Annotated in this window: 21 protein-coding genes; 11 read left to right on the top strand and 10 right to left on the bottom strand. The window is 53.7% G+C overall.

What is annotated here, in order from left to right:
- Positions 1-27 precede the first annotated feature (27 nt).
- Together CLV58_RS14040 and CLV58_RS14045 are read left to right on the top strand one after the other, a co-directional pair.
- Positions 28-1,296 (top strand): glycoside hydrolase family protein, encoded by a 1,269-nt coding sequence (locus CLV58_RS14040; RefSeq protein ID WP_106138462.1) that lies wholly within the window; start codon positions 28-30, stop codon positions 1,294-1,296.
- A gap of 82 nt (positions 1,297-1,378) precedes the next feature.
- Positions 1,379-2,488, top strand: a complete 1,110-nt coding sequence (locus CLV58_RS14045) for a phytase (protein WP_245882325.1) — start codon at positions 1,379-1,381, stop codon at positions 2,486-2,488.
- Positions 2,489-2,553: 65 nt separating this feature from the next.
- On the opposite strand, the gene CLV58_RS14050 is transcribed toward CLV58_RS14045, so the two are convergent.
- On the bottom strand, positions 2,554-4,002 hold the full coding sequence (locus CLV58_RS14050) for a SusD/RagB family nutrient-binding outer membrane lipoprotein (protein WP_106138464.1): 1,449 nt from the start codon (positions 4,000-4,002) through the stop codon (positions 2,554-2,556).
- Positions 4,003-4,042: 40 nt separating this feature from the next.
- Positions 4,043-7,282: a SusC/RagA family TonB-linked outer membrane protein gene (locus CLV58_RS14055; RefSeq protein WP_106138465.1), complete on the bottom strand. Its 3,240-nt coding sequence runs from the start codon at positions 7,280-7,282 to the stop codon at positions 4,043-4,045.
- Between the two features lie 782 nt (positions 7,283-8,064).
- On the opposite strand from CLV58_RS14055, the gene CLV58_RS14060 reads away from it, so the two are divergent.
- On the top strand, positions 8,065-8,598 hold the full coding sequence (locus CLV58_RS14060; protein WP_106138466.1) for a hypothetical protein: 534 nt from the start codon (positions 8,065-8,067) through the stop codon (positions 8,596-8,598).
- A 40-nt stretch (positions 8,599-8,638) separates the two neighbouring features.
- Positions 8,639-8,989, top strand: a complete 351-nt coding sequence (locus tag CLV58_RS14065; protein ID WP_106138467.1) for a hypothetical protein — start codon at positions 8,639-8,641, stop codon at positions 8,987-8,989.
- Positions 8,990-9,100: 111 nt separating this feature from the next.
- On the opposite strand, the gene CLV58_RS14070 is transcribed toward CLV58_RS14065, so the two are convergent.
- The 6 genes from CLV58_RS14070 to CLV58_RS14095 all read right to left on the bottom strand — a co-directional run bounded on the left by CLV58_RS14070 (position 9,101) and on the right by CLV58_RS14095 (position 15,052).
- Entirely contained in the window at positions 9,101-10,603 is a 1,503-nt protein-coding gene (locus CLV58_RS14070; RefSeq protein ID WP_106138468.1) for a PQQ-dependent sugar dehydrogenase, read from the bottom strand.
- A 3-nt stretch (positions 10,604-10,606) separates the two neighbouring features.
- Entirely contained in the window at positions 10,607-11,680 is a 1,074-nt protein-coding gene (locus tag CLV58_RS14075; protein WP_106138469.1) for a plastocyanin/azurin family copper-binding protein, read from the bottom strand.
- A 63-nt stretch (positions 11,681-11,743) separates the two neighbouring features.
- On the bottom strand, positions 11,744-12,718 hold the full coding sequence (gene meaB / locus CLV58_RS14080; RefSeq protein ID WP_106138470.1) for a methylmalonyl Co-A mutase-associated GTPase MeaB: 975 nt from the start codon (positions 12,716-12,718) through the stop codon (positions 11,744-11,746).
- Between the two features lie 11 nt (positions 12,719-12,729).
- Positions 12,730-13,377 carry a 2-C-methyl-D-erythritol 4-phosphate cytidylyltransferase gene (locus CLV58_RS14085; protein WP_106138471.1) on the bottom strand — a complete coding sequence of 216 codons (648 nt, stop codon included), beginning with the start codon at positions 13,375-13,377 and terminating at the stop codon, positions 12,730-12,732.
- 153 nt (positions 13,378-13,530) lie between these two features.
- Complete coding sequence (gene queA / locus CLV58_RS14090) at positions 13,531-14,574, bottom strand: tRNA preQ1(34) S-adenosylmethionine ribosyltransferase-isomerase QueA (RefSeq protein ID WP_106138472.1); 1,044 nt, start codon at positions 14,572-14,574, stop codon at positions 13,531-13,533.
- 121 nt (positions 14,575-14,695) lie between these two features.
- The gene (locus CLV58_RS14095; RefSeq protein WP_106138611.1) at positions 14,696-15,052 is read right to left on the bottom strand and encodes a hypothetical protein; all 357 of its coding nucleotides are present in this window, start codon (positions 15,050-15,052) and stop codon (positions 14,696-14,698) included.
- A gap of 209 nt (positions 15,053-15,261) precedes the next feature.
- On the opposite strand from CLV58_RS14095, the gene CLV58_RS14100 reads away from it, so the two are divergent.
- Positions 15,262-16,275 carry a gluconolaconase gene (locus CLV58_RS14100; protein ID WP_245882326.1) on the top strand — a complete coding sequence of 338 codons (1,014 nt, stop codon included), beginning with the start codon at positions 15,262-15,264 and terminating at the stop codon, positions 16,273-16,275.
- 57 nt (positions 16,276-16,332) lie between these two features.
- Here CLV58_RS14100 and lepA read toward each other — a convergent pair whose 3' ends face one another.
- On the bottom strand, positions 16,333-18,120 hold the full coding sequence (gene lepA / locus CLV58_RS14105; RefSeq protein WP_106138613.1) for a translation elongation factor 4: 1,788 nt from the start codon (positions 18,118-18,120) through the stop codon (positions 16,333-16,335).
- A 501-nt stretch (positions 18,121-18,621) separates the two neighbouring features.
- On the opposite strand from lepA, the gene CLV58_RS14110 reads away from it, so the two are divergent.
- From CLV58_RS14110 to CLV58_RS14125, 4 genes are all read left to right on the top strand, one after another.
- On the top strand, positions 18,622-19,098 hold the full coding sequence (locus CLV58_RS14110) for an Lrp/AsnC ligand binding domain-containing protein (RefSeq protein WP_106138473.1): 477 nt from the start codon (positions 18,622-18,624) through the stop codon (positions 19,096-19,098).
- Between the two features lie 57 nt (positions 19,099-19,155).
- On the top strand, positions 19,156-19,695 hold the full coding sequence (gene hslV / locus CLV58_RS14115) for an ATP-dependent protease subunit HslV (protein ID WP_106138474.1): 540 nt from the start codon (positions 19,156-19,158) through the stop codon (positions 19,693-19,695).
- 85 nt (positions 19,696-19,780) lie between these two features.
- Positions 19,781-21,277 carry a sensor histidine kinase gene (locus CLV58_RS14120; protein WP_245882327.1) on the top strand — a complete coding sequence of 499 codons (1,497 nt, stop codon included), beginning with the start codon at positions 19,781-19,783 and terminating at the stop codon, positions 21,275-21,277.
- Entirely contained in the window at positions 21,231-21,689 is a 459-nt protein-coding gene (locus CLV58_RS14125; RefSeq protein ID WP_106138475.1) for a response regulator, read from the top strand. Before CLV58_RS14120 ends, CLV58_RS14125 begins: the two co-directional genes overlap by 47 nt.
- 7 nt (positions 21,690-21,696) lie before the next feature.
- On the opposite strand, the gene dacB is transcribed toward CLV58_RS14125, so the two are convergent.
- Positions 21,697-23,232, bottom strand: a complete 1,536-nt coding sequence (gene dacB, locus CLV58_RS14130; RefSeq protein ID WP_106138476.1) for a D-alanyl-D-alanine carboxypeptidase/D-alanyl-D-alanine endopeptidase — start codon at positions 23,230-23,232, stop codon at positions 21,697-21,699.
- 315 nt (positions 23,233-23,547) lie between these two features.
- Between dacB and CLV58_RS14135 the strand changes: the two genes are divergently transcribed.
- Positions 23,548-24,978 carry an MBL fold metallo-hydrolase RNA specificity domain-containing protein gene (locus CLV58_RS14135; protein WP_106138477.1) on the top strand — a complete coding sequence of 477 codons (1,431 nt, stop codon included), beginning with the start codon at positions 23,548-23,550 and terminating at the stop codon, positions 24,976-24,978.
- A complete protein-coding gene (locus CLV58_RS14140; RefSeq protein ID WP_106138478.1) occupies positions 24,975-25,928 on the top strand; it encodes an acetyl-CoA carboxylase carboxyltransferase subunit alpha in 954 nt (317 codons plus the stop codon). The genes CLV58_RS14135 and CLV58_RS14140 overlap by 4 nt, the downstream gene beginning before the upstream one ends.
- Positions 25,929-26,039: the final 111 nt, after the last annotated feature.

The raw sequence follows: 26,039 nt of genomic DNA on the forward strand, positions 1-26,039 counted from the left end.
AAATAAATGACTAACCAACTGAGTACCATGAAACAACTGCTTATGCTGGCTATTGGCTCGACGCTGCTGCTCACCAGCTGTTCGAAGTCCAGCGACGAATCGACTAATGTATCACCCGTCCCAACGGTTAACAACGCTGTCTCGGGCGACGTGTCGGGTACCTGGACGAAAGGCAACACCTACAATATTACGGGACACATCCAGGTGCCGGCCAGCCAGTCGCTGGTCATTCAGGAGGGCGTAAACATCGTCTTCAGCGACTCAACCGTCAAGCCGGAGTTCATCGTCAGAGGCAATCTGTACGTCGTCGGCACATCGGCGAATCCGGTGAAGTTTACGGTGCCTGATGCCTGGAAAACAAGCACTAACCAGTTTGGGAACCTGTGGGGCGGTATCATTGCGGCACAAACCTGTACCGAATTGCTACTCGATAACGCGATCCTCGAATACGGTGGTGCTGTTACGACGGAAAATTCTCCCTCGGTAAAAGCTGGTCTTTACAAAGCCATGGCTGGTAACCACGTTCCGGCGGTCAACTATGCGAACATCAACGGTAAACTGGTTATCGTCAACAGCCGATTGAACAACCAGAATGAGGACGGTTTTTACATCGAAGGCGGTAAGGTAATCATTGCCAATAACAGAATTTACACCACGGGTGTGTCGGGTGGCGACGCGATCAATATCAAATCGGGTGTGCAGGCTGATGTTGCCAATAACCTTATTTACAGTCCGAATACCAACGCGCTGAAACTGTCGAACAATGGCGATCGTACCCCACAGGCGTATGTCATCGGGTACAACAATACGATCGTGAATGCCGGCTGGCGTCGGCCAACGATTAAAGGTGGGTCGATCTGGGTAGAGATGGCCGTACGGGCCGAACTCTATAACAACCTGCTCGCCAATGATCGCTTCGGTATCAAGCGCGATCCGAAAAATCCGGAAGACAGTCGCTCGAAAGTGAGCAACAACCTGTACTACGGCTATACGCAGGACGGCATTACGGGCTTCACGCCAAGCACGGAAATTCTGGCCGGTACGAGCGATGTGATGAGCAAAACGGTCGGCGATAACGACCCGAAATTCGTGAACTATCCGCTCAATACGGAGTCAAAAAACGCGGCCTTCAATACGGCCTGGGATTTCCGCCTACAGAGTGGATCGCCCGCGATTGGTAAAGGCACGACGAGCTTCACGCCGATGTACGCAACGACCGGTCTGACCTTCGCTAACGGGTCGACGTATAAATCGCCTGCTCCGTCGACAACCATCGGCGCTTACGGAACGAATTAAGGTTTTCAGTTTTCGGGATACAGTTTTCAGGCGCGGTTACGACGCAGTGATACAGTGGCAGAACCGAAAACTTTCCATCGCTATGAGAAAAGTATGCATGAGTCTGCTTTGGCTGGGCGCTGTTGCCTGCCATACGCAGCAAAATACGGTGCGGACAACCCCGGCAGCCGATACTACGGTGGCCAACGCGACAGTCGCGGGCGTTATTCAGCCGGTTGTCGTTACGGATTCGGTGCTGCACGATACCGACGACCCGGCCGTTTGGATCAACCCGGCTGACCCTGCCAAAAGCCTGATCGTTGGGACCGACAAAGACAAGGACGGCGGCCTGTACGTATTCGATCTCAATGGCAAACTACAGGCCGACAAGACCGTTCGTGGGTTGCAACGGCCTAACAATGTCGACATCGAATACGGTCTGCTGCTGAACGGTAAACCAACCGATATCGCCGTGGCTACCGAGCGACTGACGCACAAACTACGCATCTACTCGCTGCCCGATATGAAACCAGTCGATAAGGGCGGGGTCGAGGTATTTGTAGGAGAAACCGGTACCGACTACCGCGACCTGATGGGCATTTCGCTGTACCGAAACAAGGCGGGTGTCATCTACGCGATTGTCGGTCGGAAAACCGGCCCGACAGATGGGAGTTACCTATGGCAATACCGGCTCGATGACGACGGAACCGGTAACGTGAAAGCGACATTTGTCCGGAAGTTCGGTCAGTACAGTGGGCTGAAAGAGATCGAGTCCATCGCTGTCGACGATCAACTGGGCTACGTGTACTATTCCGACGAGGGGAGGGGCGTGCACCAGTACTACGCCGACCCGGAGAAAGGTAACCAGGAACTGGCGTTGTTTGCCACAAAAGGATTTACGGAGGACCACGAAGGTATTTCGATCTACAATCTGACGGATAGTACCGGCTACATTCTGGTATCCGATCAGGGAGCCAACAAGTTTCACATCTTCACCCGGGAGGGAACGGCGCAGAACCCGTTCGATCACCGGCTGGTGAAGGTCGTGACGGTCAAAGCGGTACAAAGCGATGGTTCTGAAACGATTTCAGTGCCGCTAAACCGTCAGTTTCAACATGGTCTGTTCATTACCATGAGCGATGACCGGACGTTTCACCTGTACCGCTGGGAAGACATCATGCCCGTGAAACGCCAGGTCATTACAAACCGGTAATACGGCCTGTGCCAACAAAAAAGGTCCTCCGAGCGGAGGACCTTTTTTGTGCTTCATCGGTAAGCCTACTGCTTATCCCACCAAACGCGGGTGTACTGATCGTCTTTGCCTTGCCGGGCAACGACAGCCGCGTAGTTGGTAGCGTTCAGCGTCGTTTCCGTAACCGGGTACGCCAACCGGCGGGGGATGCCCGTACCGCCGTTCAATGTATTCGTGGCAGGAGTTAGCGTAGGATAGCCCGTCCGGCGCCAGGAGTTCCACGACTCGGTACCCTGGTTGAACTGCGCGATCCAGCGCTGCGTGCCGATCCGCTCAAGCGCGTTCGCCGAGGTGAACGCTACATCCGACTGAGCAATGTATGTCGTGTAGGCAGCGTCGGTATAGTTTGACCCCAGCCATTGCTGCATCGATGCCTTAATGGCGGCTTCGTACAACGACTTGGCGTTACCCGACGTCCAGCCAAGCTGAGCGGCTTCGGCCTGGGCAAACAACACCTGCGCGTAGGTCATGAGGTAGGCCGGAGATGTTTGTGAGCTGATTGCCGAACCCGCCAGTGACCAATCCTGCGCTTTACCCGGAGCCGGGAACACAGCGTAAGGGGCACCGACATATTCGCCTTTCAGGTTAGGAGCTGCGAATACGGGCAGACGGGGATCACTGACCTTTTTGAGGTAGTTGACGAACGTATTGCTCAACGCGAAGTCTTTCCGGTTCGAGCGGGTATAGTTCGTATACAGCGGGTTCTCGTTGTTAGCATCAGCCAGGAACGTGTACGAAACGTTATCGCTGTTCGACGCCAGAACACCGTCCGCCAGGGCTGCGTTGAACTCGGTTTTACCCGTTGTCGGATCAACTTTCGACAGGCGCAGGGCTGCCAGCAAACGCAATGAAGCGGCAAACTTCTTCCAGCGGGTAGCGTTGCTGCCCAGGATAATGTCGCCCGATGCGGCCTTGCCACCGTCGAACTGCGCGGCTGCGGCTTTCCACTCTTTGAACAGATCGGTGTAGATGCTCTGCTGCGTGTCGAAAGCGGGTGAGAAGTTGGCACTTCCCTTCAGTGCCTGACTGTAGGGCACATCGCCCCAGCGGTCGGTAATGAACTGGAAGATGTATGCTTTCAGAATCCGGGCAATGGCAGCCTGATTGCCGTTAGAGCCGTAAGCTGCTGCCAGACCCCGCGATGATTCGTTGGTATTCTGATCGATGATCTGCTGGAGGTTTACCAGTGGACCGGCATACAAACCATTGTAGCTGAAATTGATGGTCTTGTAGCGCGAATCCTCGATGTACGTTACGTCCGAAAACTGCTGGACGTAAAGGGCCGGTGTCATGTTGAAGCTACTGGGGCCAACCTGTGAGTTGATGGCTCCCACGGTGCGTTCAGCACCGGTCAGCAAGCTGGCCGTGTTAGGGCTCAGCGCGCTGTTGGGGTTTACGTTCATGTCCCCGAAGTCGTTACAGGCTGCCGTTCCAAGAAGCAGACCTGCAAACAGACTGATTGTATATCCTTTCATTCGTTAGAATCGTTTAGTGTTGAGGTGTTTACCAGTTGGCTTAGAATCCAAAGCGTACGTTAACACCGAATGAGCGTACAGGCGGCAACTGACCACCTTCATACCACAGCGTTTCCGACTCGGAAATATCGATACCACCACCGATCGCACTGTAAATCAACAGGGGGTTACGGGCGATCAGCGAAACGTTGGCCGACTTCACCTTATTGCCAAGCAGGCGGGTTGGAATGTTGTAGCCAAACGATACCTCACGCAGTTTGATGTATGTTTTGTCGTAGATCCAGCGCTCGTTCAAGGCGAAGAGCCAGTTTTCGTACAGGTTCTGCGCGTCGACTCGGGTTGTGTTGGGACGGCCATCTTCGGTAACGCCGGACAGCAATACACCACCACCGGTTGCCGGGTCGTTCCGCAATGGGTTACCCAGTTCGTTCAGACCAGCGGTTTCGGCACCCAGACCTGAGTAGGCGTTAAACATCTTCGTTGTCGAGAAGAACTTGCCACCGACGACGAAGTCTGTGTTGACGCGCAGCGACAGATTCTTGTACGTAAACGTGTTCAACCAGCCACCTTTAAATTTCGGCAGCACTGAACCCAGATAGACGTTGTCCTGCTTAATGTACAGACCGGCTGTCCCTGCTTTTATATTAGCGTCGGTTGCCGCATAAACCATGTTGTTACCATTTGCATCTTTCATGATGCCCTGACCGTAGAGCGCACCCCAGTCCTGACCGGCGCGCGCGTTTAGCGTCAGTGTACGCCACTGTGGTCCGTCGATCTGGTAATTGTCTAGACCGTTAGCCAGCGTTACGACCTTCGATTGGTTCCGGTCGGCGTTGATGTCGAATTCCCAGGTGAAGCCGTTCGGATTCTTGATCGGGTTGGCGTAGATGTGCAGTTCCAGACCGCTCGTCTGAATCAGACCCGCGTTGACAACGGCATTGCTATAACCGCTTGTCGAGGCTACTGGCAGGGGGATAATCTGGTTTTTGTTGTCGTTGCGGTAAGCCGTAAATTCTACACCAATCCGGTTGCGGAGGAAGCGCAGATCGATACCACCTTCGTACGACGATGACAGGCCCGGCAGCAGGTTGGCGTTAGGCAGTGTGCCCGGCAGAAACGCCGTTGCACTGTTGCCGTATGGAGTGCCGGCTGTGTAAGCCAGTGCCGTCTGATACGGCCCTACGTCTGTACCAGCCTGCGCGTAGCCCGCCCGAACTTTACCGTACGAAAGAATATTGTTCTTGGGCAGCAGGTCGGTGAAGACCAGGCCAGCCGAGACAGATGGGTACAGGTACGAGTTGTTGCCCTTGGGCAGCGTGCTCGACCAGTCGTTACGAATCGACGCTTCAACGAAGATGAAGTCGCGGTAGCCAACGCTTACGTTACCGAATACGCTATTGACCTGCCGCTCGAACAGGAAGTTATTAACGGTTGGCCGGTTGATCGACGCGGCAATGTTATAGAAATTGGGAGCCGACAGACCACCTACCGTCGATTGAAACAAGACGTCTGTACGGTTGTAGCGGATGTTCCCCCCGGCGTTGGCAACGATCGACAGATCTTTGATATTCTGGTTATAGTTAACCAGTAATTCGTAGTTGTTTTCGCGGCTGTTGGTATTCAGCGCCGAGAAACCACCCAGCTTACCTTCGTTCAGCGTACCGATTGCAATACGACCCTGCTGATAGAACGCGTTCTGATCCCGGCGAACCGTTGCGGTTGCGCGCAGACTTGGCAGGATCTGGTAGGTAAGGCCGATGTCGCCGAAAAGCCTGTCAGACCGGTTCGTATTCGTGTTTTCGTACGCCTGTGTGAACGGGCTGTCCCAGTACTTCGGTGATGGATCGAGTGGCCCGCCGATATTCCAGCTCCGGAACGTACCATCCGGGTTTTTGTAATTGCGCAGATCTTCGATGCGAAGCTGCCGCTGGAACCACTGGTTGAACGAACCGATAGTCTGGTTGGTACCATTCAGAATCGTACTGCCGATCGTTACTGGTGCGTTCGTACCGGTCAGACCACTGTTCGACGGAGACGTCCCCCCCGACGAGCCGTACCGGTCAGCAGGCTGGTTTTTCGTATTTGTCGACGTGTAGTTGAAATTCAGGTTTGCCGTCAGGTTCTTGGCAAACGTGATCGAGTTTTTCGCACTCACATAGTCGCGGGATTGCGACGAATTTGGGATAATCCCGTTGTTGATGATGTGCGTGTACGAGATGCGGCTCTGGAAGTTATCCGACCCTTTGGCAAAAGCGATGTTCGTGTTATTGCTAATCGGCTTATTAAAGAAATCACGAACGTTGTTTGGCTGTGGCGAGAAGGGAGTCAGCTGACCAAATTCCGGTCCCTGCTGCCACGAGAAAGCCGAGCGGTGCAACGAACCATCCATGCGGGGACCCCAGCTTTCATCGGCCGAGTAATCCAGAATCTTCTGACCGTTAAACGAAGACCAGGAAGCCGGGTGAATGCTTGGGTCGTACTGGAAAGTCTCCCAGTCCTGCGAATAACCACCACCATATTCGTTCTGGTATTTCGGCAGCAACGCGACCATGTCGAGCGTGGTGCTGTGGTTGATGTCCAGGCGCGTTTCGCCCGCTTTGGCGCGTTTCGTCGTGATAACGATAACACCGGCCGAAGCCCGGTTACCATAGAGCGCCGTTGCCGATGGTCCTTTCAGTACCGTCAGGTTGTCAACGTCATCCATGTTTACCTGGCTGATGTCGGTCGGCGTACCATCGACAACGTACAGCGGATCACTGCCTGTCAGCGAGTTGATACCCCGTATACGAATGCTGGGGTTACCGAACTTGGCACCCGACTGACCCAGTACCTGTACACCCGCCACTTTACCGGCCAGCGCGTTACCTACGTTCTGATCACGGGCGAAGTTCAGTTTGTCGGCTTTCACTTCCTGGGCCGCGTAGTTCAGTGCTTTTTTGTCACGAGCGATACCAAGTGCCGTTACGACGACTTCGTTCAGCTGAGACGCATCAGCTACCAGACGCACGTCGAGCGATGTACGGTTACCGATAGCGATTTCCTGGGTAACAAATCCGATAAAGCTGAAAACAAGCGTTGAGCCTGCGGCTGCGTTGAGCCGATACGTACCGTTGGCATCGGTCGTCGCACCGCGCGACGTGCCTTTTACGGTGATGTTAACACCGGGTAAAGTTGATCCGTCTTCTGATGAAGTGACTTTACCGCTAACAATCCGCTCCTGCGCCAGCAGCGGAATAGCGAATAAACACAGTAAGAACTGTGTGAGTAGAAATTTACGCATAGTTCGTAGTTTACGTTAAGACCTATAGCCTATAGCTACTAGCAGGGGTAAAATTATTAAAAAAACATTAAGCAAATAACATTCGCATAATATAGAATTACGTATCGGTAATGAACTGCCGGCTATCAGCTGCTATAAATAATATTCTGTTGTATCGCGATAAAACGTCTGCGAATAGTGTATTCACAACACTATTCGGTGATTATATGAACGGCGTATTTCTACGGTTTTGTGTACGATTTGCCTAGTCGCGACTCGGTCGTACGCGAGCGAAAAAGCGGACATAACTAAAAACAAAAAAGCGGCCCGACAACGTCAGCCCGCTTTTCACATTACGCTTTATCCAACTATTAAAACTGCTATATAAAAGGCTGTCTCGTGTATATAGACAGCCAGATACTATCGATGACCTGAGGGAACTCTACAGGTGAGTTCCAGATGCTATGTTGCAAAATAACTGGTTCATAATCAGAATCCGACATACCGTCTAATAAATAATAGATGGGTAAATTATCAAGGTAAATTAACAAAAATTATCGAATGGTAGCTTGAAAAATATAAATATGATAAAGAGGTAATGAGTATATATACCGAAAATGCACGGTCAGTTAATTGTAAGCCATCACATATGATAAATAATTCATAAAAAGCTATGTGTTTTTAATCTATTTATAATGTGAAGGTCACCAGCCACTGCAACCTGTGGTATACTAATGCTTTCAAAGATACAACCAAACCTTTGACAATACGCGTAGTTAATGTAAGAGCAAACGAACGGAACGATGAACAACGAACAGGACGACTTCTCCGAACACGGAGCTCAAATAGATGGTAAGCACGAACAGCCACTGGGTACTGATGGTAGCGATCAGGACCGGGCAAACATTGATAACAAGCACCGCGCAAGTGAAGAGAACTCTGCGAACGGACTCGACAGCGAAACTGTACGGGGCGGTCAGGACGGACGTAACGTTCGCGGCATCGGTAGCACCGATATGGATAGCGAGAACGGGTTGCTTCGCTTCAACGATCAGGATAACAGTAAAATGCAGGTGACGGAGGCTGGCGAAGAAAGCGCAACGAGTGGGGCCAGTCGGACCAACACAAGCACGGTTGACGTCACAACGAGCGGTCCTGATGACTATGCGTCAGCTGACGAAGTGGGTACACCAGACGCCCAGAAGGAAGCGAAAGAGCGTGCCGACGCCGATGGACAGGGCGACTCAGATAACAAGCAGCCAACTGGTAACGACGAAGCCGACGAGGAGCAGATCAGTCAAATCGGCACCGACCTCGGTAACCAGCCAACGTACTAAGACAATACAGTAACCAACATAGCCAAAACCGAACAAGACCATGAGCGTTAGCAGCAACAGCCGGAAAGAAAGCACTGAGTCGTATGCGGCTCAACAGATGCACAGCACAATGGGCATCGCGCCAGAATTGGCCCAGTTAAACGACAAGAATCTCGATAACGAATTGCCATCACGTGTGGCAGACAGCCGCGACGTAGACGTACCGGGCGACTACGAGCAGGCCGTAGCGTTGGCCGCTGAAGGCGACGATGCACAGGCGAATGGCGAAGACGTAAGCGTAGTTGATTCGAGCGATTCGATGGGGCATAAAATCAACCAGGTCGATACGGAAAAAGGGGCTATCCCGGCGCAGCAGGCTGACCAGCCCGACCGGACGCTTGGTAATTCGTAGAGGTATCGAGTATACCAACAGAAACGGCAAGCCATCGGCTTGCCGTTTCTGTTGGTAGTCGCTTTAGTTGCGTAAGCCGTATCGTCTGGACAAGTCAAACGGAGGCAGCACTTAGTTCGTCGCCCGGCCTACAGCCTGCGTGCGTAACCGGTTGAGCGTGTAACAGATCACCTGATTCATCAGCTTCTTCTGTCCATTGTTACCCGTCAGCTTACCCAGATGCAGTTCGTAGATACGCCTGGGTTGTAACCGGGCCAACGTTAGGGAGACAGTACGGTGGTCGGGTGACAGCTGAACCGCCGACACAGGTACTACCTGTACATCTTTCTGGGGCGACCCATAAGCACGGTGGTATTCGTAATAATACGAGCGAACCTGGTAATTGGCCAGTTGCTGGGCGGTCGATTCGTCGACGGGTTGGGTAAAGGTCAGATCGAAGCCTGTTGGTGTCAGGGTCATGGCCAGAATGTCGAGTGGGGTGCCGCCGGTGTAACGAATCCGCTGAATACCCCGGTCGCCCAGCCAGCCGTGATCGGTTTGACCCAGCCATAAGCTACCGTCGGGGGCAAAGGCCAGCCGGTTGTTACCGATGCGTAGTGGCGTGCCATTTGAGCCGCCTTTCGCGAAGAACGGGACGCACGAACCCTGCATCTGCCCGTCGACTACGTCTGGCAAAATCCGTAGCAGATGCGGGAAGTCCATTTCGCCAACGAACGTTTGCCCCGCGAACGGACCAAATTTCCCCTTGCTGTTATCGACCACCATCTGCGTTGGCGAGTGCGCCATAACTTCGTGCGGAAACGCAATGCTCTCTATAGTTCGCATGCTGTCGAGTGTCTGTGGGGACAGCGTCAGCGGATCGATCTCGGGAAAGCCGGGTCGCCAGACCAGACTCGTCGGATGCCCGTAAAACTTACCTTCTTCTACCTGGTATAATTTGCTCGTTCCCAGCCAGTCGCCCTGATTATCGGTGACCAGCAAACGCCCCTGTGCGTCGAAGCCAAGGCCATTGGGCGAGCGAAAACCGCTGGCGTACGGCTTTACCTTGCCATCGGGTGTAATCTGCATGACCCAGCCCCGGTACGGCACACAGGCATACATGCGGCCGGGTCGCCCCAGCGAATCATATCGCCCGCGTAATTCATCGCGAATACCCGCGCCGTTGGATGCCGTGTTCAGGCTGATGTACAGATTACCCTTGCTATCCCGAACGGGACCAAACGCAAACTCATGGTAGTTGCCCGACATACCGAACTGATCGGCGACCGTCTCATACGTATCGGCTACACCATCGCCGTTGGTATCAGTCAGCCGGGTTAGCTCGGGCCGTTGCATGACCAGTAGCTCACGGTTGCTGATCGCCATGATGCCCAGCGGATCATGCAGCCCTTCGGCAAAGAGTTTCCAGATCTTCGTTTTCGGGTTATACAGCATAACCTCCCCCCGGTGGAAGCAAACGGCCAATCGACCATCCGGCAGGAAAGTAAGTGCCCCCGTCTCCGCCGTCAGACCGGGGGGCGTGTGGATGGTCTCGATGGTGTAATAATCGGAAATGGTATCGGCAGGGGCGGGACTGGCCCACAACCACAGCGATGTCAACAGTGAGAGTAGCATGCGTTATAGCGTTGAGAGCGTGAGGGAGAACTGACGCGTACCGGCCGGTAGCCGAATCTGATTGTTTTGTAGCCGCCCGGCTGAGGTCTTGTACTGAATGCCGGGTTGTGCTGTTGCCCTGAACGTCAACGGTTGTTTGGTCGGGGCGATGGTAAAGGTGCGTACCAGCCCGCGACCACCCACGCGCGGACGGATCAACTCACGCACTTCGACCCCGTTGACCAGGTAGCGAAACTCCGGATAACGGTCGATCAAGCGGTAACCTTTAAACTGTACAACTGGCGTCTGATTGCCTACCCGCCACGGAAAATCGTCGGTATCGCGGTAGTAGATGTCGCCCACTACCTTGGTGAAGCGTTGCCCTTTACCGTCCCACTGTTCGCTGTTATCGACAAAGCCCCCTGACCAGGCATACCGTAACCGGCACGAACCAGCGTCGAACACGTACGACTGACCACCATCGCTGCCGGGTAAGCCCACGGCAATCGCTGCCGGGCCACAGTCGGGCATAAAGGTGCGGTAGAGGGCAGGTAATGTCAGCGGATAGGGGTGGCCCGATGCGTTGGCATGGTGATGTTGCATGCCCGCTTCGGCTACCCGGTCCGGATTCGGTAGGTTTCGGTCTTCGCTGGGTGGGGGAAGCTTCTCCGGTTCGTTGGTAGCGTACACGACACCGTACATGACGGCCCCATGCCCCGGATACGTGCAGACAAAGGGGTAAGCGCCGTCCGCCACCTTGACGGTCAGCGAATCGGTATTGCCGGGCTCGACGCTGACCGTGTGTGCCAGTACATCACTCATGACGGGTACATGGTGCAGCGCGGGTCCTTTGTCGCCCAGCGCCAGCGCAAACTCAACGACGCGAAGCCGGGCATTCGGCCGCGTCACGACGAGGTTATGGGCCATGTCGTCTTTGTTCTGAAAAATCAGGTGAAGCCGCGTGTTAGGCCGAACGACCAGCCGTTTCTGGTCGAACTGTAACCCGCCCGATGTTGTGATCGTAATGGTTGTGTCGCGCTGTGCCCACGCCGATACGTGAAGCAAGACTGCACTCAGCAACAACAGTAATTTACCCATAGTGGCAAAAGCAAAATCAACCGGTATTTTAACGTGGCTCCAGGTCCAAGCTACATACTCATCTTATTCATCCAACAATACCTGAACGGCGGCAGCGGGAAGAAGCGTTCCCGCGCGAATCTGCACTTCCAGCGCGGCAAGGCGTTCGCTCATACCCGGCTGACTATAAAACCGGGCGTCGAGTCGCTGGCGAAGTAGAGCCCTGAACCAGGTTAGTTGCTGAGCCTGCCGCCGTTGCTGAAACTCGCCATTTTGATGCATTTGCTGCTGATGAGCCAGAATCATCGTCCAGAGGTCAGCAATACCGTCGCCGGTAAGCGCAGAGCAGGTCCGCACCGGGGGAGGCCAGCCCGTACCCGTGGGAGGGAACAGGTGGAGCGCATTGGTATAGTCGAGTTGCGCCCGCCGGGCCGAAGCGGTCGTGTCGCCGTCCGCTTTGGTGATGGCCAGCGCATCGGCCAGTTCCATAATACCCCGTTTCATGCCCTGCAACTCGTCGCCCGCGCCCGCCAGCATCAGCAGCAGAAAAAAATCGACCAGCCCATGCACGACTGTTTCCGACTGTCCCACACCGACTGTCTCGATCAGGATTACGTCGAACCCGGCCGCTTCGCAAAGCAGCATCGTCTCGCGCGTGTGCTGGGCAACGCCACCCAGCGAATCGCCCGCCGGGGAAGGGCGTATGTAAGCCGCCGGGTTCATCGACAGCGTTTCCATCCGGGTTTTGTCGCCCAGCAAACTCCCGCCTGACCGTTGACTGGTCGGGTCGATCGCTAACACTGCCAGTCGGTACCCTTGCTGAATCAGGTAGCTGCCGAACGCTTCGATAAAGGTACTCTTACCGACCCCCGGCACGCCTGTAATACCAACGCGAATCGACCGACCCGTAGCGGGTAGCACCTGCGTCAGTACCGCCTGTGCCAGCGCCTGATCGTCGGGGCGGCTGCTTTCTGCCAGCGTAATTGCCCGGCTGAGCAACAGACGGTCACCCCGGAGAATACCATCGGCATACTGGTGAGGAGCAAGGCGGTGACGCATAGGCAGGCAGCTTAACGCAGGTCGTCGGGCGTGGTAATCTTGATATTTTCGTATGCGCCTTCGATCAGCGTGATCGGGAAACCGGAGAACTCCAGCACACTGGCGCAGTCGGTGAAAAAAGGCTGCTCGTCGACGGCAAACGCCTGCCGGAACCAGTCGAGCCGGAACGTTTGGGGCGTTTGAACAAGATGATACAGCCGCCGATCGACGGCACGACTGCGACCATCTGCATCGATTACGCGCACGGAATCCTTAACCGGCACGGCTGTTACGGCTGAACCGGCCTGCTCCGCTGTCTCGAAACTATGTTGAATGATAGTGGGGGCAATGAACGGACGAACGCCATCGTGTACCGATACCAAACGAGCATCTGCCGGAATCGCGGCTAATCCACAGCGTACTGACTGAAATCGGGAAGCCCCACCGTCGACGGTTCGAATACCGGGAAAAAACTGATGTTGCTCGCACAGGGCTTGCCAGCTTGCCTGTTCGCGGACTGGGAGTACCAGTATGATCTGCGCAGCGGGGAGTACCGCCAGAAAGCGTTCGAGGGTATGTTGCAGAATCGGCTTACCATGCAGCAGTAAAAACTGCTTGGGCACATCGGCTTTCATGCGACTGCCGCTGCCGCCGGCTACAATGATGGCGTAGTTACTCAAAAGTCGTCGGGTACGAATCAGTGGTTGATAGCACAAAACTACAACCCAGACTGATTCGTACCCGACGACTTTATAGTTTGACAGGATTACAGGATGGACAGGATGTTTAAAAAGTTGATAATCCTGTCCATCCTGTAATCCTGTCAACGAAAATTATAAAATCAGCATTGCATCACCGTAGGTGAAGAACCGGTATTTTTCTTTGATGGCCTGCTGATACGCTTCCTTGATCAACTCGTGACCACCGAAAGCACTCGTCATCATTACCAGAATCGACTCCGGCAAGTGCAGGTTAGTCAACAGGGAGTTGGCGATTTTGAAATCGTACGGGGGGAAGATAAACCGATCTGTCCAGCCCTCGACCGGCTTGAGCCGGCTGTTTGCCGATACCGACGATTCGATCGCTTTCAGGGCTGTTGTGCCGATGGCGCAAACCCGCTTGCCCGCATCCAGTCCCGTGTTGACGATCTGGGCAGCCTCGTCGCCAATGCGGTAATTCTCCGAATCGGTCTTGTGCTTGGTCAGATCTTCCACGTCGACCTGCCGGAACGTACCCAGTCCGACATGCAGCGTGACGGGAGCAAAGTGGATGCCTTTAATCTCCATCCGCTTCATCATCGCGCGGGTGAAGTGCAGGCCCGCAGTGGGTGCTGCTACCGCACCGACGTGCTTGGCAAAAACGGTTTGGTAATAGTCGCGGTCGGCTTCTTCCACGTCGCGGTTGATTTCGCGCGGAATCGGCATTTCACCCAGTTCATCGACTGCTTTCATGAACTCGTCATGATTGCCGTCGAACAGAAACCGGATCGTACGGCCGCGCGACGTTGTATTGTCGATAACTTCGGCTACCAGATCGCTGTCGCCGAAATAGAGTTTATTCCCGACGCGGATTTTGCGGGCGGGGTCAACGAGCACGTCCCACAGCTTCATTTCGCGGTTCAGCTCACGGAGCAGGAAGACCTCGATTTTGGCACCGGTTTTTTCTTTGTTGCCGTACAGGCGGGCGGGGAACACTTTCGTATCGTTGATGACCATGACGTCACCATCGTCGAAATAGCTCAGTATGTCTGAAAACTGCTTATGCTCAATGGTTTTGGCCTTACGGTCAACGACCATCAGGCGCGATTCGCCCCGCTCAACCGGGTATTTGGCGATGAGACTGTCGGGCAGATCGAATTTAAATTCGGATAACTTCATAGCAGATCAGCACTGAAAAAGAACGGCTTACTTTTTTTCAAAGGCCGCAAAGATAAAAATTAAACCCGAAACCTTCGTCAGATCCCGGGTTTAATTCTTGGATATATGCGTAAAATGCTTATCAATTTGCCGCAGACGGGTCGATTGGCTGGACAGCTCCGTCTGTGTTGACCGTTGGGCGCTCGCCCACGTTGAATTTGGCCATCAGATCGGGCGATACGTCAGCATAGGTACCCTGGGCCATAACGAACACGCCTTTCGTGCCATTGTTGGTCGTTATGGCGTAGACCGTCATTTCGTCGCCGGGGTCGGACGTCCCCTCGAACCGGTGGAATTCGTCGACCAGGAAATCGTCGCCTTTGAATTGCGTATCGCTGTTCTGCTCTTTCAGGTGGTCTTTTTTTGCTTCGAACTGGTGCGTATAACCGCGTTCGCTAAGCGATTCCATTGCCTGCGTCACCGTGTCGTAATTAGCCATGATCGTGTCGTTTGATAGGTAGATGGGCGTCAGAAACCTGATCTGCCGGGTTTGTGTCTGATTAACCCCCAACCTGCTGGATAGTTTTAGTCCGGTGCGAATCCTGTGGCTATAAGGTGCCGGTCTGTAGGAATATAAGGCTCGCAGCAAACAGACTCGGGTACTTCTCTCGTTAATGAAGAATTAATCTTAACGTTAGCATACTACCCATGAACAAGCAATTGGTTCGCAAACCGGGCTGGATGGCCTTAATTCTGGTGGCTGGATTAGCAGCCTGTAACACGCCAGATCCTGAATTGATAGACACGACCTTCCCCGATCGTATTGCGTTTACCGCCAACCGTCAATATCCGGAAGGCATTGCTTACGCGCCCACACTGGATAAGTTTCTGGTCAGCTCACTCACGCAGGGCAAGATTGGTACCGTCGACCGAAATGGCGTATATACTGATCTGATCAACACAGATACACAGCTTATTGCCGCCGTAGGTATGAAAGTGCGCAATGGCTTGCTTTACGTTTGCAACGGCGATCTGGGTGTGTCGGACAAATCAACAGCGACATCAGCCATGAAAACGGCCGGACTATTTGTGTACGATCTGTCGACGGGGCAGAACGTACGCCGGGTTAATCTGGCGTCGCTGTTGCCAACGGCTAATCACTACGCCAACGATATTGCGTTCGATAGTCAGGGTAATGCCTACGTGACCGATTCATTCGCGCCCGTGATCTATCGCATTCCGGCTGACGCGAACCAATCAGCGTCGATTTTGGTGAGAAAGGACTCACTCTTTTCCGGGCAGAATTTCAACCTGAATGGCATTGTCTACCACCCCGGCAATTTCCTGATCGTGGGGAAAGCGAATGAAGGTAAATTATTCAAAGTCGATTTAACGAACCCCAGCAGTAATACCGCTGTAGTACCGATTACGCTAAGTGCCCCACTAGCAGGCTGCGACGGTATGTTGTTGTATAACAACGAATTGTATGTGGTGCATGAGCGGACGAAAATGGCGCGTGTAACCAGTTCGGATGGCTGGAAAACGGCCACTGTTGTCCGGATCGATGCCAGCGGTTACGAGGATGCAACGACCAATACGGAAGTCAACGGATCAATCTACGCCTTGAACGCCCGGATTAGCGAAGTAAGTGCGGCCGCAACGGCGAAGAATCCGTCGTCGCTGACGGCTAGTGCGTACAGTATCAAGAAGTTTCAACCCTGATTAAACAGAAGCGGGTCGGCAATTTGCCGACCCGCTTCTGTTTATGGCACAACGATGCTAGTTGATTTTCAACACGGCCATGAAGGCTTCCTGTGGAATCTCGACGTTACCAACCTGGCGCATCCGTTTCTTTCCTTTCTTCTGCTTGTCGAGCAGTTTACGCTTCCGCGAAATATCACCGCCGTAACACTTGGCCAGTACGTCTTTGCGCAGGGCACTCAGCGTTTCGCGGGCAATAATTTTCTGACCGATGGCAGCCTGAATAGCGATCTCGAACTGCTGCCGGGGAATCAACTCCCGAAGTTTCTCGCACAGCTTTTTACCCCATTCGTATGACTTCGACCGGTGAACAATGGCCGACAGGGCATCGACCTTATCCCCGTTGAGCATCACGTCCAGTTTTACCATGTCGGACTCGCGGTTGTCCATGAACTCGTAATCGAGCGAGGCATACCCGCGCGAAATGGTTTTGAGCTTGTCGAAGAAGTCGAACACAACCTCAGCCAGGGGCATCTCGAACTGTAGCTCGACCCGGTCGGCGGTGAGGTAGACCTGATTCTTAAGATTCGAGCGTTTGTCCATGCATAGGCCCATGATGCCGCCAACGTACTCGGCCTTCGTAATGATCTGCGCCCGAATAAACGGTTCTTCAATATAGTCGATCAGGTTCGGCTCGGGCATCTCAGCGGGGGCCGATACCTGCATTTCCTCGCCTTTGGTCGTTACAACCTCGAACCGCACCGATGGTACCGTCGTGATAACCGTCATGTTGAACTCGCGCTCAAGCCGCTCCTGCACAATTTCCATGTGCAGCATACCAAGGAAGCCGCAGCGGAATCCAAAACCAAGAGCCGCCGACGTTTCAGGTTCCCAGACCAGAGCCGCATCGTTTAGCTGTAGCTTCTCCATGGCGTCGCGCAGGTCTTCGAACTCGCTGGTCTCGACGGGGTAAATACCGGCAAATACCATCGGCTTAACCTCCGAAAAACCCTGGATAGCTTGCTTTGCCGGGCGGTCGAGTGCGGTAATCGTATCACCGACCTTTACTTCTTTAGCGACTTTAATACCCGAAATCAGGTAACCCACGTCGCCACACTCGATGACCGGCTTGGGTACCTGCTCCAGCCCGAGCGTACCAACCTCATCGGCGATGTATTCTTTCCCCGTGTTCATGAACTTCACGCGGTCGCCTTTGCGAATACGGCCGTTCTTCACCCGGAAAATAACTTCGATACCCCGGTACGAATTGAAATGGGAGTCGAAAATAAGCGCCTGTAGGTCGCCGTCCGGATCGCCTTTGGGAGCCGGAATCCGTTCGACAATGGCAGCCAGAATTTCGGGTACACCGATACCTTCTTTACCACTGGCCGGAATGATGTCGTCACGCTCGCAGCCGAGCAGGTCCACCATCTCGTCTTTCACCTCTTCGGGCATGGCACCCGGCAGGTCGATTTTATTTAGTACCGGAATGATAACCAGGTCGTTATTCAGCGCCAGGTACAGATTCGAGATTGTCTGCGCTTCGGTACCCTGCGCGGCATCGACCAGCAGTAGCGCGCCTTCGCAGGCCGCAATAGACCGGGATACCTCGTAACTAAAGTCAACGTGGCCAGGGGTATCGATCAGGTTGAGCGTGTACGTTTCGCCTTTGTACTGATAATTCATCTGGATGGCGTGGCTCTTGATCGTGATGCCACGTTCGCGCTCCAGGTCCATGTCGTCCAGCAACTGTGCCTGCATGTCGCGGGCACCGACGGTTTGAGTAAATTCCAGCAATCGGTCGGCAAGGGTACTTTTGCCGTGATCGATGTGGGCAATGATGCAAAAATTACGGATATGTTTCACGCTGGAAAACGGAAGTGTCTGCTGAATAAACAGCAAAAATAGGCAAAAAAGTCCGCGAATTGGGTGGGTGGGGAGGGGTGAAAAAACAAACGCCGGTTTCAAAAGAAGCCGGCGTGTCTGAATTACACTTCATCAACAAACTAAAATCTAACTGGCGAACCAGTATAGTGCTGTAGGAGGGGGACTCGAACCACCCACGGTGCAGTTAGCCACAATACAACTCTGGTGGTCAACCCCAGTCGCCCGAAGGCGGCATTATACTGCGTTTATCCCTTATCACCACCCCCGAGACAGGAGGGCACGTCTGCCAATTTCGACATCCTACAGTGTATGGAAAGATGTTGAGGCAGTCAGCCCGTTGACCCTGGCCAACCGCTTCAACAATACAAAGGTAGCTAATCGAACTGATTCGTTGCAAATTTTATAGCAAAAAACCGTAAAATTTATGATACGTTAAAATTGCGTCTATATTTGTTATGAAAAGGGAAAACGAACGGGCAAATGGCCGATAAAAATTTAGAAATTGACAATACTGATCTGAAAATCCTTGGTTTGCTGATGCAGGACGCGAATATGCCGTACACGGAAATCGGCAAACGAATCTTTGTGTCGGGGGGGACCGTTCATGTTCGGATGAAGAAACTAGAGCAGATGGGGGTCGTGAAAGGATCGCAGCTCGTGATCGACAGCACCAAGCTGGGCTGGGATATCAGTGCCTTCCTGGGCATTTATCTCGACAAAAGTTCGCTGTATGCCGAAGTGTCCAAGCAGTTGGAAGCAATTCCTGAGGTCGTCAACATACATTATACGACTGGCATCTACAGCATCTTCGCCAAGATCGTTTGTCGAGACACCCAGCATCTGCGCGAGGTATTGCACGACAAAATCCAGAAGGTAAGCGGCATCCAGCGTACGGAGACGTTTATTTCGCTGGAAGAGAGTGTCAACCGCCCCATACCATTTGGTGAAGCTCTGTAGCGGCAGTGAACCGTTACCGGCTGTGTCCGTGTTATAGCCGACAACCAATACGCACGCATGCAACCTAAAATTCACGCAACGACCGTCGTAGGCATCCGGCACAACGGGCACGTTGCTCTGGGCGCCGATGGGCAGGCCACAATGGGTAATACCGTCGCCAAAAGCAATGTTCGTAAAATTCGCGTGCTTATGGGCGGAAAAATACTGGCCGGTTTCGCCGGATCAACCGCCGACGCGTTCACGCTGATCGAGCGCTTTGAAGACAAACTGAATGCCTACGGTGGTAATCTGAAACGGGCCGCCATCGAACTGGCCAAAGACTGGCGCACCGATCGGTATCTGCGCAAGCTCGAAGCCATGCTGATCGTCGCGTCGAAAGATGATTTGCTGATCGTGTCGGGTACGGGCGATGTCATTGAGCCCGACTATGATGTAGCCGCTATCGGTTCGGGAGGCATGTACGCGCAATCGGCCGCTGTTGCACTGAAAAAGCACGCAACCAGCATGACGGCGGAAGAAATGGTGCGCGAAAGTCTACACATCGCAGCCGACGTTTGTATTTACACCAACCACAACCTGGTGGTTGAATCGCTATAGTCAAGATAACTGACGGAAGTGGTAGTCTGGCGACCCCGGTATATTGCCTATATTTGAGTCTTTGCTCCGTGACCCTGACAAACGCATGAAAGAAGGCTTACCACAGTCGTCCAAGCTGATGCGCCGGCGGATTTCGCTGGGGTTCGTTGCGGCTTTGGTGCTGTTGGCCATTGGCTTTGCGTTGTCGTTGGTAAGTTACCGTCGCCATAACGACGACAACGTCGGAGCTGAACAGGCACAGGCGGTCATCAATGAAACCAACACGCTTCAACTGCTGGTCCAGGAGGTGGAAACCGGGACGCGGGGGTACATGCTGACGCACGAACTGCGTTACCTGAATCCGCGCGAAACGGCACTGCCGCAGATTTCCGGCCACCTCGATAGCATTCGTATGATGACGGCCGGCCATGGCGCGTTTATCCGTCGGCAGGTTGATACGCTCATGCTACAGGTTCGGGCCAAGTTGATGATGGCTAGCAAACAACTTCAGCTAACCAATGCCGGACTGATGGACAACCGGGATACGGTGCGGCTCTATCTGGCTACCGGTCGTGAACGGATGAAGGCAGTTCGGCGGACGGTAGCGGTGATACAGCGTGCCGAAGCCGAGCGACTGGCCCAACAAACCAATCAGGCTGAACGCTCGTACCGCAAAACGCAGCTGCTGATCTTTGCGCTCTCGTCCCTGACGTTCTTCGCGTTGATCGCGCTCTATCGTATGCTTAAGGATGAGCTTCACCGGCGGCAACAGAACGAAGATCAACTGCGGGAGTATGAGGTGCGGCTGCGCGAACAGATCCGGCAACTGGAAACGTCGAACGAAGAGCTTGAGCGGTTTGCGTACGTGGCCAGTCATGATTTACAGGAACCACTGCGTAAGATTCGGTCGTTTGCTACCCTGATCGTAGCCCGGCATGGCAACGCGCTGGAACAGGAAGGAAATACCTACGTGCACAAAATCGCGTCGTCGGCCGACCGCATGTCGAAGCTGATCAAGGATTTGCTGGATTTCTCGCGGATTTCCAATCATCGTGAAGAACCAGAGCTGGTATCGTTGGACGACGTTGTTCGCTATGTACTTGACGATCAGGAGCTACACATTAAAGGACTGGCTGCCAACGTAGTGATAGATAAACTGCCAACCGTACAGGCAGTAGCCGGTCAGATGGATCATCTGTTTGCTAACCTTATCTCGAATGCGCTCAAATTTACCCGTCCCGGTGTCACGCCCAGCCTGCAAATCAGTGCCCGGATAGCCGACTTGACCCAGTATCCAAAACTGGCCGACAATCGAACGTACTACGAAATCTGCGTGACGGATAACGGCATCGGTTTTGACGAAAAATATTTAGACCATATTTTCAAGGTTTTTCAGCGACTGCACGGCAAAAGTGCGTTTGACGGAACCGGAATAGGACTGGCCATTTGCAAACGGATTGTGATGTCGCACGAGGGGCATATCACAGCCCGGAGTCAGCCCGGAGTCGGAACGACATTCATACTTATTCTTCCCGAACGGCAGTCGCGCCAGGATTATGACCGAACAAATCCCATCAAGACCCATTCATATTCTGCTGGTTGACGATGATGAAGACGACCGTTTTCTGACGCGGGAAGCCTTTCAGATGCATTACCCAGGTAGCCAGATATCGTTTGCGGAGGACGGCGAAGACATGCTCGATTTTCTGCAACGGCGGGGGAGTCATGCCAACGACATGCACCCGCTGCCGGATCTGATTCTGCTCGACCTGAACATGCCCCGCAAGGATGGGCGGGAAGCGCTGCGCGAAATCAAAGCCAGCGAGCAACTCCGTCATATTCCGATTGTCGTGTTGACGACGTCTGATGCCCGGGCCGACGTAGAAACGTCGTATTACAACGGGGCCAACAGTTTTATTACGAAACCACCAACCTTTCAACGCCTGAGCGAAGTAACCAAGACAATCGGTCAGTACTGGTTTAACGTGGCCACTGTTTGCGGACAGGAATTATAATGGCTGGTCAGGAAAGCTTGATTAGCCCGACAAACACTTTTTCGATACCCGCCGTGACGCGCCGATTCTGACCGGGGGTGAATCGGTTGACCTGGATACAAAAGCTCATCCGTTCCCCACGGGTGGTGATAAAGTAGCCAGCATAAGCGCGAACCCCTTCGATCGAACCGCTTTTCGCCCGAATTTTTCCGGCAGCTATCGTTCCCTTAGCCAGATTACGAACCGTACCCGCTTGTCCGACAACGGGTATCGTCTCCAGAAAAGCCGGAAACAACGGCTCCCGCCCTACACTGCTCAGAATGCCGGTCATGTTGCTGGCCGTCAGCGCCCCAACTGTGGATAAACCACTCCCGTCTTTTATTCGAAAGCCCTGTAAATCAACTCCTTTATTGCGCCAGTACTCGACTAACTGACTGATGCTGGCATCGGTCGTTCTGGTCGATTTATTCAGCGTCAGGGCAGTCGTACGCAGTAAGGCTTCGGCGTACAGGTTGATGCTTTGAAAGTTGGTTTGCGTAATCAGATCAGTTAGTGGGGGCGACTTATGCTCATAAATCAGCGTTCGCTTGCCCGTCGATGGCAATGCTACCGGTAGTCCACCGCCTGCCGATAGTGGCTCATCGGATACCGTCATGTGATCGTTGAGTAACTGCTGCTGTAGCGCGTAGGCGGCAAAATAAGCGGGGTCGGGGAGGGCACCCTTCACGGAAAACTCATGGCCCAGCGGGACTTTGCCCGTCAGCCACTGCTGCGTCTGGAATGGCGCGCCAAGAATCGTTACCTGATCGCCTGTACCGGCCTCATCGGTTGTTACACTGTTGCGCAGGCTCAGGAAAGGAAGCATTGGATCGGTGCGCAAGTACGTCGCGGAAGCTCCCACCGACTTACCCGGCCTGAAAAAAACGCGATACCGGTTTTCGTTGATGTTCAGCGCGCTCAGACTCGCGCCGTAATAATTACCCAGATCGCCATAAGGCCAAGTATCGGGCGTGGTCAGGTCGGTGTATAACGAGGCATCACCCACGATACGGCCCCGTATTTCCCGAATACCGGCCCCCTTAATCTGGGCTGACCAGTACGTCAGCAAACCCGGTAGGTCGTAATAGCCCGGAAAGCGCCAGCTTCCCAGCGACGGATCGCCTGACCCCCGGATGTATACGTTACCGGTGAGCACACTGTCCTGAATCGTACCGTCGTATTCCAGCGTCGTTTTGTAGCTGTAGTTGGGACCAAGCACCGACAGGGCAGTGGCAGTCGTAATTAACTTCAGGGTGGATGCCGACGGTAAACTTTGCCGGGCGTTGTAATTGACCAGTTCCTGCCCATCACTCACCCGCCGGACAGATAACGCCACAGTTCCGTAACGCACGGCCGGGCCTGCCTGGAATGAATCGACGAGCGACACTAACTGCTGAACGGCCAGCGAATCAACCGACGGGCGCGTGACCCTGACGGGCTGAGACGGCTCCGGTACGACTGGCTCAACAGGCTGTAGTAGTGCTTGCAGTAGAAAGAAGAACAGGCGAATGGAAAAGACAGGCATAGGCTGTAGTGATTGAGCGACCCGGACGAAGAATAGCAAAAATTAGGCTTACCGCTAAGACAATGACAGCGCTACCGGTCAGTTTGTTTGCGAACTAAGGGAGTAGCAGGCAGGTTGTCAGTTTGTTGACAGCCTGTTCAGCTCAAATCCGGGCAAAACCCGTTGACAGGGGCGGTGACAAAGACGGCCGGTACAACGTTATTAACCGGTAATGTTGTAGTTTTGCACCCTTACACTTATCTGAGTGCCCCACCGAAGTAGCTTCAGAACCTGACAGGATCACGAATAAATGACATTGAATAGTAAGCTGTACGCATGAAATTATCGTTTCTGGGGGCTGCCCGTCAGGTAACAGGCAGCATGTACCTGCTGGAACTGGAGGATGATTACCGTATCCTGGTCGACTGCGGGTCGGACCTGGAGAGATCCCGCCAGAACGGTCAGGATGTTCCAACAAGTCCTCAATCGAGTTTCTTTCCGTTTGAGGCTTCGAGTATTAATCTGGTACTGCTCACCCACGCGCACGTTGACCATTCCGGCAATTTGCCCAACCTCTACCGCGAAGGGTACGAAGGACAGATTCTTTGCACCGAACCGACGTTCGCGCTGGCTAATGTACTACTGAAAGATGCAGCTTCGATCAATCAGAAGCGGATCAACGAACTCAACGCCAGTAAAAAACAACGGGTAAAAGATCGGCAGGCGCAGTTACAGAAAGATTTGTATCTGGATCGGCAAGTGCGCGAAACGATGGAAAACGTGGTACCCATCGCGTTTAACCGCCGGTTTCGTGTGGCCGATAACGTTGATGTAACGTTCATTCCGGCGGGACACCTGCTGGGAGCGGCTCACATTGTTGTCAGCGTAGTCGAGAACGGGGAGAAGAAAAGTATCTGCTTCTCCGGCGACATCGGCCGTAAAAACTACCCGCTGCTGGTTGACCCGGCACCGGTACCGCCTGTCGATTACCTGATTTGCGAAAGCACCTACGGGAACCGACTGCACGAAGACAACATCTCGCCCGAAGATGCCCTTGCCGATGTTATTCAGCGGACCTGCATTGACATACCGGGTCGGCTGATTATTCCGTCGTTCAGTGTGGGCCGGACGCAAGCCCTGCTTTACACGTTGAATAAGCTGTATACCGAGCGTGATTTTCCGCCGATCAAGGTATTCTCCGACAGTCCGATGGGCTTTGAAAGTACCAAGATTTACCTGCAGCACGTGAAAATGCTGAACGGCGAAGCCAAGGAGTTCTATAAGGAGAACGAAACCCTGTTCGACTTCGAAAATTTCGAGTTTCTGGAGTCGTCGAAGGCCAGTAAGGCGGTGTCGAACTACGGTGAACCTTGTATTATCATTTCCTCGTCGGGGATGGTGCAGGGCGGACGGGTTGAATACCACGTAGCGGAAAACATCAGCAATCCGTACTCAACGATCCTGATTATCGGCTACTGCGCGGAAGGTACGCTCGGCTGGCGACTGCTCAACGGGCAATCGACGCTGACGATCAAAGGCAAAGAGCATCAGGTATTGGCCAATATTGAGAAGATCGACGTGTTCAGCGGACATGGCGACCGCGACGATCTGATGGAGTTTGTAACGGTGCAATCGCCCGAAACGTTAAAACGCATATTTCTGGTCCACGGCGAATACGAAAGCATGGAAGCCTTCCGGGATACACTGGCCGAAGCGGGTTATCCGCAGGTGGTGATTCCTAAAAAAGGCGAACGATTTGAGCTATGAGAACCTATCTTGATTTCGAAAAACCGATTGCCGACCTTGAAGCCCGGCTCGAAGAAACCCGGCAACTAGCCAAAACCAGCAACATCAACGTAAGTGAGGCTGTTGAGGTACTCGAGCAAAGCATCAACCGGCTGCGGCAGGAGATTTTTCAAAACCTGACCCGCTGGCAGCGCGTACAGCTGTCGCGGCACCCGGACCGCCCCTACACACTCGACTACATCTCGCTGATGTGTGATGAATTTATCGAACTGCACGGCGATCGTACTGTCCGCGATGACCCGGCGATGGTTGGTGGCTTCGGTAAAATCGGGGATCAAACCGTCATGATTATTGGGCAGCAGAAAGGACGGAATACCAAACAGCGGCAGCACCGGAACTTTGGCATGCCTAACCCGGAAGGGTACCGCAAGGCCCTGCGTCTGATGAAGATGGCCGAGAAGTTTGGTAAGCCCATCATCACGCTGATCGACACGCCGGGTGCTTTTCCCGGACTGGAAGCCGAAGAGCGCGGGCAGGGTGAAGCCATTGCCCGTAACCTGAAAGAGATGTTTATGCTGACGGTGCCGGTAATCTGCATCGTCATTGGTGAAGGTGCATCAGGCGGTGCACTCGGCATCGCGATCGGCGACCGCGTACTGATGCTGGAGAACACCTGGTACTCGGTTATTTCACCCGAAAACTGCTCGACCATTCTCTGGCGTAGCTGGAACTTTAAAGAGCAGGCGGCCGAAGCTATGAAGGTGACCGCCAAAGACATGACCTCGTTCAAACTGGTCGATGGTATCGTCGACGAACCGCTGGGTGGCGCGCACAACGATCATCAGGCTATGGCGCAGCACTTGAAAACCGTCATCCTCGACGCGCTAACGGAGTTGAATGCCCTGTCGCCCGACGAACGAATCAATCAGCGCATCGACAAGTTCTGCTCGATGGGCGTTGTTGTCGAATAGATATTGATTTAAGAATAGAGCAAGCCGTCTGGGAAACCGGGCGGCTTTTTTTATTGGAAATGCTTATGATTGAGATGAAAAAGCGAAACGCCCATAGCGTCGAATTCTTCC

It is taken from the genome of Spirosoma oryzae (assembly GCF_003002825.1).
Classification (GTDB): Bacteria; Bacteroidota; Bacteroidia; order Cytophagales; family Spirosomataceae; genus Spirosoma; species Spirosoma oryzae.